The organism is Bacillus sp. SM2101, from assembly GCF_018588585.1.
GTDB classification, from domain to species: domain Bacteria; phylum Bacillota; class Bacilli; order Bacillales; family SM2101; genus Nanhaiella; species Nanhaiella sioensis.
Map to the genome: position 1 here is coordinate 1 of NZ_JAEUFG010000049.1, position 11615 is coordinate 11615.

At 33.2% G+C, this 11615-nt stretch carries 11 protein-coding genes and 3 pseudogenes; 5 read left to right on the top strand and 9 right to left on the bottom strand.

Going from position 1 to position 11615, the window contains the following annotated elements; all coding sequences use genetic code 11:
• Together JM172_RS23285 and JM172_RS23290 are read right to left on the bottom strand one after the other, a co-directional pair.
• The coding region (locus JM172_RS23285) for an erythromycin esterase family protein (protein WP_214484773.1) at nucleotides 1-655 on the bottom strand (655 nt) is incomplete at its 3' end.
• A gap of 115 nt (nucleotides 656-770) precedes the next feature.
• Complete coding sequence (locus JM172_RS23290) at nucleotides 771-1244, bottom strand: DinB family protein (RefSeq protein ID WP_214484774.1); 474 nt, start codon at nucleotides 1242-1244, stop codon at nucleotides 771-773.
• 307 nt (nucleotides 1245-1551) lie between these two features.
• Here JM172_RS23290 and JM172_RS23295 point away from each other — a divergent pair, with 307 nt between their 5' ends.
• Nucleotides 1552-2265 (top strand): ArsR/SmtB family transcription factor, encoded by a 714-nt coding sequence (locus tag JM172_RS23295; protein ID WP_214484775.1) that lies wholly within the window; start codon nucleotides 1552-1554, stop codon nucleotides 2263-2265.
• Nucleotides 2266-2504: 239 nt separating this feature from the next.
• Here JM172_RS23295 and JM172_RS23300 read toward each other — a convergent pair whose 3' ends face one another.
• The 3 genes and pseudogenes from JM172_RS23300 to JM172_RS23310 form a co-directional block, all read right to left on the bottom strand.
• On the bottom strand, nucleotides 2505-4301 hold the full coding sequence (locus tag JM172_RS23300) for a M3 family oligoendopeptidase (RefSeq protein WP_214484776.1): 1797 nt from the start codon (nucleotides 4299-4301) through the stop codon (nucleotides 2505-2507).
• A 299-nt stretch (nucleotides 4302-4600) separates the two neighbouring features.
• Nucleotides 4601-4906, bottom strand: a complete 306-nt coding sequence (locus JM172_RS23305; RefSeq protein ID WP_250886858.1) for a hypothetical protein — start codon at nucleotides 4904-4906, stop codon at nucleotides 4601-4603.
• 147 nt (nucleotides 4907-5053) lie between these two features.
• A pseudogene (locus JM172_RS23310) lies at nucleotides 5054-5321 on the bottom strand (CPCC family cysteine-rich protein).
• A 350-nt stretch (nucleotides 5322-5671) separates the two neighbouring features.
• Here JM172_RS23310 and JM172_RS23315 point away from each other — a divergent pair.
• Nucleotides 5672-5978 (top strand): annotated as a pseudogene (locus JM172_RS23315) (DDE-type integrase/transposase/recombinase); the annotation flags it as partial.
• Between the two features lie 2 nt (nucleotides 5979-5980).
• On the opposite strand, the gene JM172_RS23320 reads toward JM172_RS23315, so the two are convergent.
• The 3 genes from JM172_RS23320 to JM172_RS23330 all read right to left on the bottom strand — a co-directional run bounded on the left by JM172_RS23320 (nucleotide 5981) and on the right by JM172_RS23330 (nucleotide 8510).
• Nucleotides 5981-7057, bottom strand: coding sequence for an NAD(P)H-dependent flavin oxidoreductase (locus JM172_RS23320; RefSeq protein ID WP_214484778.1), 1077 nt, complete (start codon nucleotides 7055-7057; stop codon nucleotides 5981-5983).
• Nucleotides 7058-7523: 466 nt separating this feature from the next.
• Entirely contained in the window at nucleotides 7524-7670 is a 147-nt protein-coding gene (locus JM172_RS23325; protein ID WP_214484779.1) for a hypothetical protein, read from the bottom strand.
• 18 nt (nucleotides 7671-7688) lie between these two features.
• The gene (locus tag JM172_RS23330; RefSeq protein WP_214484780.1) at nucleotides 7689-8510 is read right to left on the bottom strand and encodes a GNAT family N-acetyltransferase; all 822 of its coding nucleotides are present in this window, start codon (nucleotides 8508-8510) and stop codon (nucleotides 7689-7691) included.
• Between the two features lie 470 nt (nucleotides 8511-8980).
• Between JM172_RS23330 and JM172_RS23335 the strand changes: the two genes are divergently transcribed.
• Both JM172_RS23335 and JM172_RS23340 read left to right on the top strand, forming a co-directional pair.
• Nucleotides 8981-9226 carry a hypothetical protein gene (locus JM172_RS23335; protein WP_214484781.1) on the top strand — a complete coding sequence of 82 codons (246 nt, stop codon included), beginning with the start codon at nucleotides 8981-8983 and terminating at the stop codon, nucleotides 9224-9226.
• Between the two features lie 108 nt (nucleotides 9227-9334).
• On the top strand, nucleotides 9335-9478 hold the full coding sequence (locus JM172_RS23340; protein WP_214484782.1) for a hypothetical protein: 144 nt from the start codon (nucleotides 9335-9337) through the stop codon (nucleotides 9476-9478).
• 369 nt (nucleotides 9479-9847) lie between these two features.
• Here the strand turns inward: JM172_RS23340 and JM172_RS23345 are convergent, their stop codons facing one another.
• Nucleotides 9848-10114 (bottom strand): YncE family protein, encoded by a 267-nt coding sequence (locus JM172_RS23345; RefSeq protein ID WP_214484783.1) that lies wholly within the window; start codon nucleotides 10112-10114, stop codon nucleotides 9848-9850.
• Between the two features lie 550 nt (nucleotides 10115-10664).
• On the opposite strand from JM172_RS23345, the pseudogene JM172_RS23350 reads away from it, so the two are divergent.
• Nucleotides 10665-11615: pseudogene (locus JM172_RS23350) on the top strand (IS110 family RNA-guided transposase); the annotation flags it as partial.

Sequence of the window (11615 nt, forward strand, 5' to 3'; positions counted from 1 at the left end):
CATATTGCTCGCTAGGGATAAATGTTTCCTCATTTGCCCCCCAAAGCTGACTTGTTGCTTCAGCATTCCACCAATACGTATTCTTTTCATCATCTTCAATATCTATATTTAAAAATGATACGGAATATCCTGGTTGATTAAGATGATATTCTATTGAGTTTGTTTTATGTTCAGTACTTATATCATAAATTTTTCTGTCGTTATCAGTATTTTTTCCACTGTACATATAAAGTCCCACTATATATGATTGTTCTTTAATTTCTTCTGGTAAATTTTCTACCATGTTCTTAAATGGTTCATATGGATCAATTTTGATAATAGATCTATTTTTCATAATATGAACATTATGTCCCCATATAATAAACTTTTCATCTGGAAACATCTCTTCTAATAGCCACACTAAATTATCAGCCATTATTTTGTCCCTAAATTCATTAGTGTTTTTTCTATTGAGAGACTTAATTCTTTGCTCAATAATCTTTATGAACAATTGTTTTTCATCTTCATTTTCAAATTTATCCGATTCCCCTTGATTTAATTGGTACAACAAATCATTATATTTTTCAGTTAATAAACGCCTCGTCTCTTGCCAATTCTCAGGAAAATTACTCTTCCAGTATGTTGAGCTGACAAACGATAGATATTCTTGTTCCACAGCTTGTAGGTCTGTTGTAAAATCTGTATTTCTATATTTATAATAATCATTTGTATAATATTTACTGTACTCTAGTGGCTTGTAACTATTTTAATTTGAAGGTATATATTGAAATTTAATCCCATATCATAGGCCTCTCCAAACCAGCCATCCGTAAATATTGTAAAAATTGACCTGCATGAACTGCATCGTGATAGGCAATCCGCAATAGCATGTCTCCTAAATATCGCTGGTAGTCAACATCACTTCGATCAATTAGTCTTGATTCAAACTCCTCTTCTGAAAGCGATTGGACATATTCTATAAAATCATCAAAATACTGATTTGATAATTCAACCTCTTTATCAACTGAAACAATTGGTTCTTGAAAGTATGGAGGAGCTGTCTTAGTCTTAACCGACCCATTATTTCTTAAAATCATATGATAGTCAAAACTGCCACTCCATACATGTCGAATCATCTCTCCAAACGTCATTGCATCTTTGTCTGGCCTCCAAGTTATCCAACTATCAGGAAGAGACCTCCATAGTTTAATTGAGCGTCGACGTGTTTCTTTCAAATTCAATACACTAAGATCAATTACATTCATAATTAATTTCTCCTTACCATTAGATTCATTTTGATCGTAGGGGTCCTACCAACAAAAAGCGCAAAACATACGCTAAGGAAAAAAGTGTTGATATATGGGTGTTCCAATAATGACCGTTTTTGATGCTAGAATCTGTAGAGCTACTTTTTCTCTGATTATAAATTCAAGACCCAAAACTTATTCTCTAAAGCAAAGTACCCTTTAAATCGAAAGAAAACCCTTTTTGGTACTGTCTTAGCGTATGTTTTCTGCGAAATGCTGACATGACCCCATTGTAGCAAAATTATAATTAGGGTATCATCAAAATATGAATGTTTATCCGAATATCTCATATATAGCAAAACTAATTGCTGAACCTACAAGAGCAATAATTTTAGATTGTTTAATGAGTAATCAGGCTCTTCCTGCTAGTGAATTAGCTTATATGGCTAAAGTGTCACATCCAACAATTAGTTCTCACCTCTCTAAATTAGTCGAGGGTAATCTGCTTATTGCTGAACAACATGGTAGACATCGCTATTACCGACTTGCTAATCAAGAGGTTGCAGAAGTTCTCGAAAAATTAGGGACAATCGCACCAACTGTTCAAGTACGCTCTTTAAGACAGTCTGATCAACTAAAACAGGTTCGGTATGCTCGAACATGTTATGATCACCTTGCCGGAGAGCTTGGTGTAAAGATAACTGAGAAGCTAATTGATAAGGAATTTCTGACCTTGGAGGACGGGGAATACGTTGTGACTAATCAAGGCAAGAAGTGGTTTTTAAATTTTGGAATTAATATCGAAGAGGCAAATACAAAAAGGAGAATATTTGCAAAGCCTTGTCTTGATTGGAGTGAACGGCGTTATCATATTTCAGGTTGGCTAGGGTCTGCGATAGCTAAACTATTTTTTGAGCAAGAATGGATTACAAAAGCAGAAAAGAATCGAGCAGTCCATCTTACAAAAAAGGGTACAAAGGTATTGCAAGATCAACTGGGTATTAACATGAATAAAGAGAAAAATGTTGGTTTGGAGTAAAGTTTGACAAAACATCTCTCAAACCTTTCTATTTTCCCTAACAAAAAGAAACCATTTTGAAAAAGATTGATCAAAATGGTTTCTTCTCTTGAAGGTTAAATGTGAATTTTATAAAAAAGTTGTATCAATTTCTACCTCTGTTATTCCACAAGTGCGCCCGATTTTAATGAAAAATTTCACGATGCTAAGGTCCTTATCATAACAATTGGCAAGCATAGCATTTAATATAGTCCAACAATTTAAGAAGAAGCTAATTGAATGAATTCTTCCGCATCTTTCACGCATAATTCCATTCCTTTTTCCCAGAATTCCTCTGAAGTAATATCTTCTCCTAAATGTTTCATAACTAAATCTTCCACAGTCATACTTCCTGAATCACGAAGTAATTTCAAATAATCTTTTTCAAAATCTATTCTTTTCTCTTTTGCCTTTGCATAAATGCCCAATGCAAATAAATAACCAAAAGTATATGGGAAATTATAAAAAGGCGATTGAGTAATATAGTAGTGTGGTGTCCAAACCCAAGAATAAATTGAAGGTTGTTCTAGGGAACCAGCATACGCCTCATTTATTGATTCTTCCATTAACTGATTTAGTCGATTGGCTGAAACAATACCTTTACTACGTTCCTTGTAAAATCTCTGCTCAAATAAGAATCTCGAATGAATATTCATAAAGTTCATTACACTTCGTTTTAATTTTTCATCCAGTATAAATAATTTTTCTTCTTTTGATTTTGCTTTTTTTAAAGCCGCATCAAAAATAATCATTTCGGAGAAGGTTGAAGCAGTTTCAGCAATACTTAACGGATACCTTTTATTTAACCCATTAACAGACTTCATGGCATGATTATGGAAAGCATGACCTAGTTCATGAACAAGAGTTAACACATTTAAAAAAGTGCCCCTAAATGTCATAAAAACTCTTGATTCACCTGTTAGTGGAAAACCGGCACAAAATGGAATAGCAGACTTATTTGGACGATCCTCGGCTTCTATCCAACCTCCATTGAAAGCTTGCCGGGCGAAGTCCTCTAATTCGGTTCCAAACTGACTAAAATGTTCCGTAATAAGTGTGGCAGCTTCCTCGAATTTTATCTCTTGATTATTTTTTGTAACAGGAGCCCAAAAGTTATAAGCTGTCATACTAGATCCGCCTATCATTTCAGCTTTTCTCTTCAAGTAATTCGAAAAAGGTTGTTTATATTTACTGATTACTGCCCACATCGTATTTAGTGTTTCTTCCTTCATTCTGTTCTTTTTCAAAGGATCTTCTATTACACTTTTTATCCCGCGCTTGTTATTCACTTCTATACGAAAGCCAGCAATGTGATTTATTATTTTACTGAATAATTCCTCTTTCTCTTTCCATGTAGATTCTAATACATAATGAGCTTCCTTACGCACTTCTTCAATATGATGCGACCTCAAGTTAATGGCTTGTCCAACTGATAGATTTTCTTCTTTTCCATCAATTTGAATATTTAATTTAATACTACTTACCAGATCATTATAGAAGTGTCCCCAAGCATGGTACCCATCAACCATTAAATCAGAAATTAAATTTAGCTCCTCTTCCGACAAATTCTTATCTGCATTTTCACGCCATTCGTTTAGAATAAATCTATATTCTTGTAATTCTTCTATTTCTAGTATACTATCCCAAACATCTTCCTTTGTATTTATTAATATCTTCTTTACATTCGATAACTCTTTTTCAAAACGAGATTCTTTTTGAGCAACTTTTCCCCGTAAAATCGCAGCATCTTGATTCTTTGGATTTTCTGCTAGGAGACAAGTGATAAACGAATTAGCTTGCGATAAGTATAAGTGAATGTTTCCGATGTTTTCTACTAAATTGACCACTTTAATTGATTCACTTGTTGAAAGTGGAGCAATAAACGATTTAACACTACCTTCTAGTTGATGTAAAAGAGCTTCTAATTGATTGATATGATCTAATAATTGAATTGATTTGCTTCCTCCTATAAAAATCTTATCTAGATTCCACTCTGTTGGATAGCTTATTTTCTCCATTAGTTATCTCCCCTAATATTTATATTCAACCGAAATCGAACGTACATTCTTATTGTAACATAGTTCAGAGGGGAAAAAATCCCTACAATAACAAGAGACACTGACCTTATTGAGATCAATGTCAATTGTTCAACTCTTCTGCTCCTTTAAGTGCTTTCCTTCACAATTTCAAGTAGATAAGCACCCATCGGAAAGATAAGCACCCATCGGAATAAAAATGATTTAATAACTTTTTGTATTTGTCCAAACTCAACATAAGAAGGTTGATCTTTTAATTAAAATGCCCTTTAGCTAAAAAATCAAAGGGAGAAAAACACCCAAGCATCATCGATATACAGGACCATTAGGAACCCAATTAAAATACCTAAACACAGAAAAATAATGATGTTAACTTTGTTTTTTATCCAACCGAAAAAATATCCCATAGCCAAAGTCAAAGGTATAAAGGTTAAACCAACTGTCATTTGTCCTATTGAAAAACCAGCTAACAAACTGAAAATATAAATTCCAATGGCAGAAATCCAGTAAAATTGATACTTACCTTTGATAGCATAAAATGTTGATACGATTGCTAAAATCAAGGCAGAGAATACGATTACAGACAATCCTTTTCCCTCCTCTCTTATTACCATTATTTTACTATTTTTTCATATCACATTTTCAACAATATGGCCCTAAAATGAATAATGGCACATATCTATATTTCAGATATGCGCCATTTTATGGAAAAAATAGTACTTTATCCACTTAATTTAAGATAATATTTTCCAATCGGAATCCTTGATTTCATCTATCAAAGGTTCCCTTACAGAACTTATAAATCGTTCATCACAAGCTCCAAATATCAGATAATTTCTCTGTCCTTGTCTTAATGAAGGTTTATTGGCTCCCATTTTATAATCAGGATCATTAATATAGAACAAAGTCATCTTCCCAAAAACAAATACTGCAAATCTCCTATGTTTCAATAGGTTCTTCATCTAAGGTTTTATAACCGCAACATGGACAATTATACTTCAATACATTTCCCTTCCTATTTTTATGCAATTATATATCAAGCTATGCAGTTGAACTCTATTTCTCTTTTCACATTAGTTTATTAACTATATTCTTGCACCATATATGGAAGATCAACAACACAATACAGGGGCTGTCCAATAAATCGATTTTCCGACTATTGGTTTCCCCGTTTTGTGTTCAAGAATACTGATATACCAACATTCTCGACTTTAATATTTTTCGGATTTACCCTTTTCGGACAGCCCCTACTTTTACCCTCAATGATTAAAAATCCAATTGACACCTTCCCGATAAACCTTACATTCTTTCCCGTCACCAAAACAGGTATTTAATATCCAGAATCTAAATTCATACTTCTTATAGACCGAAAGTACCTTCGGTACAACTTGAATTTTTGTTATTTAGTGGCAAGGTAGTTTTGCTATTGCTCACGCTACCATAATGCGTTGGGTACATCAAAAAGGACCAGACTGAATTAGACGAAAGAGTACGACGTCATCTTAAAAATCCACAATTGATTCTTGAAGAGTTGACGAAAGGTATGTGAAAGTAAAAGGAGCATGGATGTATTTATATCGTGCAGTCGACTCAGAAGGAAAGCATCTTAATTCATCAAATCTAAGGGAATTAGCTAACTATTTTTGTACCAGAGCCTTAAATTACACTAGTGCTGCTTCTGCTTCACTAACTAATTGAGTCATAAGTTGCTGTACTGACACAATTTCTTTTAATCTATGTGCATTGCTCCCCGAAAAAATCAAACCATTTTCTAGCTTTCCATTAGCAGCTTCAATAAGGGCAGTTGTTATACAGTAAGGCGTACTTTTTGGATTGCATGGTATTAGACAATCATAGCATTTCTGAACAGGAATATTCCCTGCTTCAGTTTTTTTCACAAATTTATTTGTTATTGCCCTACCTGGTAATCCGACGGGGCTTTTAACTAACTGAATATCTTCACTTTTTGAGTTTATGTAAGCTTCTTTAAAATTTATATCTGCATCACATTCTTTAGTTGCAACAAATCTAGTACCCATTTGTACACCAGATGCCCCTGCTTTTAGATATTTAGCAATATCCGATCCATCAAATACTCCGCCAGCAGCTATAATAGGTATTGGCTTTTTATACTTTTCCTGAAAAGAGCTCAAAGCATCTTTAACTTCTTTAACTATTTCAGTCAATTCAATTTTTGGATTAGCCCTTAATTCGTCCAAAGTAAAACCTAAATGTCCCCCAGCGTCAGGGCCTTCAACAATCACTAAATCTGGTAGATAGTTGTATTTCTTATCCCACATTCTTGTGATTAATTTGGCTGCTTTTCCTGAAGATACAATAGGTGCAATTTTTGTTTTAGTTCCTTTTACAATTTCAGGAAGGGATTTAGGTAAACCAGCACCAGAAACAATCAAATCAACTTTTTCTTCTACAGCAGTTAAAGCCAATTCTTTATAATTTTTCATCGCAACTAAAAAGTTAACTCCAATTATTCCGTTTGGACTCAATTCTCTAGCTCTTCTAATTTCTCTTTTTAAACTTCTAATATTGGCAGCTAGGTTATTTGTTGCAAAATCAGGTTCAGTAAAACCAATTTGAGATCCAGAAATGATGCCGATACCTCCCTGATTAGCTACAGCTGAAGCTAGTCTAGAGCGTGACACCCCTACACCCATTCCTCCTTGAATAATTGGAACGGAAGCGGTTAAATTTCCTAAAAATAATTGAGGTAATTTCATATAATCAATCCTCTCAAAATTACTAAGTAGTATTGCATAATTATATATATAACCTAGACTATCGTAAATGTACATTTATCATATAGTAAATGTATATTTATCATATGGTAAAGTAAAAAAACAATTTCCCGGTGGCTCTTTCAAGATACCTCTCTCGGTGATAACCACACTCGCTCGTTCGAATTGCCCTTGTTGTAAATGTGATTCAAAGCTGTATACTCAAGTTACTCCCCCTTTAAATATCTCTATTATTATAATGAATTTAATTCAAATAAAAACTATTAACCTTGTTTGGATTAATAGTTTTGGCTCTTATCCTATGAATAGATCTTTAAAAACCCCATCCTATTACAGAGATAGGATTTGTTTATTTTTTATATAGTCTCAGCAAGCTAATAAAGTCAGTCTTAAATTAAGGATCTCCTTACAATTTATAACCAATAATGATTAATCAAAAAAAAACTTGTTATTCTGTGTTCGGTTTATCAATTTCATCCACAAATATGGCTCCTGGATTATTGGCTTCTATAACAGAAATAACTTCTGGATATTTAATGCCATGATTTAATAACTTAGAGATTTCATGATAATCTCTAGCTAACATTTTTATCATCTATGAAACCCCCTATATTCATATTTTAAAACTATATAAATTATACTCAAATTCCTTCTTATAACCACAGCTTTCTGCTAACATACGTGATCCAAGATTTTCATCCATACAGTCCCAATAAGCTTCGAGTTTATGATCTCTACAGTGCTCTAGAAATTCGTTAATTAGTATTTTTGCAAGACCATTTTTTCTATACTCCTCTACGGTTAGTGTGTGTGAGCCCATTGAATCATGGGTTACACAACTTGATATACAACAAGAAACAATTAATTCACCATCCATCATGCAATATCCTACACCATGATGGATGAAGTCCTCTAATGAGCTCCACCAATCTAATATTATTGATTTAACAAAATCTATATTATTAATCTTTCTATGAAATAATTGATGATTTATTTTTACCATTTCAAATTTATCTTGCATTTTAAGATTTTCAAGAACAGAATCTTCTTTACATTTATACTTATAGGTAAGTTGTTTAGACTGAACAAGGTTCCGTTTCTTAAATATACTTTTAAATGCTATATCCCACTTTGGACTTGTGCCACTAAATTCAAAATGATTTAACCCTAACTCTCTTGTCCTGGGTGCGATATTTGAATCAATATATTCGTTTATGCTCTTATTAAACCTTATATTGTTCTCATTCCCAATAAAATAGAATCCAGCAATAGATTTTGACCACACCATAGCAGTAGTTGGATTCAATATATTATCAACAAAAACACATCCCGGGTTATACCCCTGAACTACTCCTTTTATTTCAATATTAACTAATTCACTCGTTAATAAATCGTTTACGTTAGAGAACTGTATTTTATTCAATTCATATATCATTTTCCTACCTCTTTTTTTAATAACAATTCACCTGTAAATAAAGTATCCTATTTTATTTTATCTGTATTTCCTTTTTAAATATATATATAGAATAAGTATAATAGTTTTTTACACAATAACGTTGACTGAATTTACAAGCCAGTCAGTGTTCTTTCAATTCACTTTACTATATAGAATGTTTAAATAATTTCATGTGCATGTAGCCAATTACTAAAATAGCCTGGTTAAACAATATTGCTTACAAGAAAAAGAAGGATGCTTTTCAGTAACATTTCTGAAAAGCGCCATATTGTAGAATAGTGGAATTAATGCATGTAAAGATCTCTTATTCTTTTATCTTTTGAGCAACCCTCTATAAACCACAATCTATCTTTTGTTAACTAAGGCATTTACAAATTAGGAATATCATCTAAACTAATAATAGTTTAGCATGATCAAACATGGTATAATTATCCAAATGGAGGTGTGATATGTCTGAAAAAACTAATTATAAAGAAATTAAAGAACTTAACATACAACACCTAGAAAATGCTAAATCTTATGCTTTTGTTTTTATTCTAGTTTTCTCTATTGTAACCATTATCTCCCCACTGGGTATACTTGAATCATTCGGAGATAACGCATTAGGAGCTTTTTTTGCAATGCTTATTTTATTGTTTGGATCAATAACTGTATGGCTTATTTCAACAATTACTTTAGCAAATGTTAAAGAGTAGATTGGGAATTGCAAAATTATTATAATAATGCTCATGTTTACTGTTTTTATCTATAAGACAATATCTGTTTGAATACTTAATCTACTCTTTCTTATATGTTTTGGAGTGATGAGAATTAAAATGGATGCAGTTACACCATTTATATGGCTATCTTTTAATTTCCTATCTTTTATAGTTGCGATGGTTATTTTATATTGGGTGATTAAACTAGATGTTAAGAATGCCATCGATGAATCAAAAATTAATAAATAGAAAACATGTATTGTTTTTTACACCTTCAAAATTGTTTGGAGGTGTTTTTTAAGAAACATCCTAAATTAATCTTTTATGAATACTAGCCAGTGCGTTTTACTCCGCTTATTTCCAAACAACGGTTGTTGGACAAAATACTTTAATACATCTTTTGATTCTCATTCTATAAATAAGTGTTCGTATCTTTTATATATATCATTTTATTCAGCATTAACATACCAACTGTTACATTATTTCCATTTATAACAGATCATTCGCAAAAATAAAGAGCAAAGTCCATTATTTTTTGTTTTGGATTAGTTACTTTTACACAAGATGCCTTTATTCAAATTGAACACAGTGAGTTTCTTCCATGATCCATATTCCTTTTCAATTGGGCGTGATTGCTAGTGCAACCGGATTAACCCCAACTGAAACAGTAGCAATAACAAGGTGTGACTTTGCATCAATCACAGAGACCGTTGAGGGATTGAAACCATCACCTCTATTTGCAACATAAACCAATTGCCCGTCAGGCGTGATTGCAACAGCATTCGGTTGATCCCCAACAGGAACATTAGCAATAACAGAATGTGTTTTGCTTTCAATCACAGAAACTGTATTGGTACCTATATTTGCAACATAAACTAACCCCATACCCACATTCCCCCACCTTTCCAACCTTTATACTTCACTGTATTGTATGAAAAAAAATTAACATGATTCAAATTTCATTTGTTTTGGGTAAATGTAACACATGGGTATGTCTAAATAAATTGTCTCTCATCCTATTAATAAACAATTTATTGAAGTTGCTTGGGAAAAAAGATACTTATTTTTCTTTTAGATTAGCGCCATATCGTATTATGAGGTCAGCCAGTAACATTTCTGGTTGACCTTTTTTAATAGGTATTACTCATAAGGTAGTAGGGATAGCCTTAACTACATTCTTGCGCCATATCGTAATATAAGGTTAGCCAGTTTTTTCTGGTTGACCTTTTTTCATGAGGTCTTATGATAGCGGTAGTCGGGGTAGAACGCAGCGCCAGTGGGACTTGATCCCGTCAACAAAACTGTTCGCCCTCTACTTGTATAAACATGTTTTTGGCTGGTTGGGACATAGATCCCGTTTAACAAGCGAACCTATGGCATTACAAGAAGCTTAGGGGTTACCGACTAATTCATTTTTGTAGGAGGGGATTAATAGATGAATCCAGTGGTTGGTCTGGATGTTTCAAAAGGAGAGAGTCATGTTCAAGCCTTTTTAAATAAAGGTAAAGCTTATCGCAAAAGCTTTAGTGTTAAGCATACTTTGGATGGTTTAAACAGCTTATTAGATTTCTTAGAGGAGGTTACAAAAGTATCAGGTGGGTTGAAACCTTCGGTTATCTTTGAGTCAACTGGTTCTTACCATTCACCTGTTGTCCAGTTTTTAGATGAACAAGACTATGTGTATATTATGGTGAATCCACTTGTGTCTCATCGCTCACGTAGTACAAATCTAAGAAAGGTAAAGACAGACCCTGTAGATGCGTATCAACTTTGCGAGCTTTTCTACAAGGAAGAGTTAGAACCTCATAGAAAAAGAGGACTTCAGTTATTAAATCTGAGAAACCTAACCCGACAACAGGAAGCAATTGTAAGTGTCTCATCTCAAACAAAATTACAATTACAAACTCTATTAGATCAACTATTTCCTGAATATCGAGGTGTTTTTGGAGATCTATATTCCAGAATCTCTTTAAATGTCCTTAATACATTCCCTACATCAGAGTCTGTATTAAAAGTATCTAATTCATAGCTAGTCGGTATCATTTCGTCTCTGTGTAAGAGTCGATCAAGTAAGTGGGCTGAAGAGAAAGCAGTGAAACTTATCGAGGCAGCTAAAAGAAATCCATTTCAACATAATATGTACGACAGTCACATTTTTAATATTAAGATCCTAATCAATATCGTTCTTCAATACGAAGAGCATCTATCCAAGTTAGCAGCTGAGATAGATGCCCTCGCTGAAGAAATGGAAGAGTATGAGATAATCCAATCTATCCCTGGTATCGGAGAAAGGATTGCGGCAACAATCCTCTCAGAAATTGGAGAGATAGAAAGGTTTAATCACCCTAAAAAGTTAGTTGCATTTGCAGGAATAGACCCTAGTGTT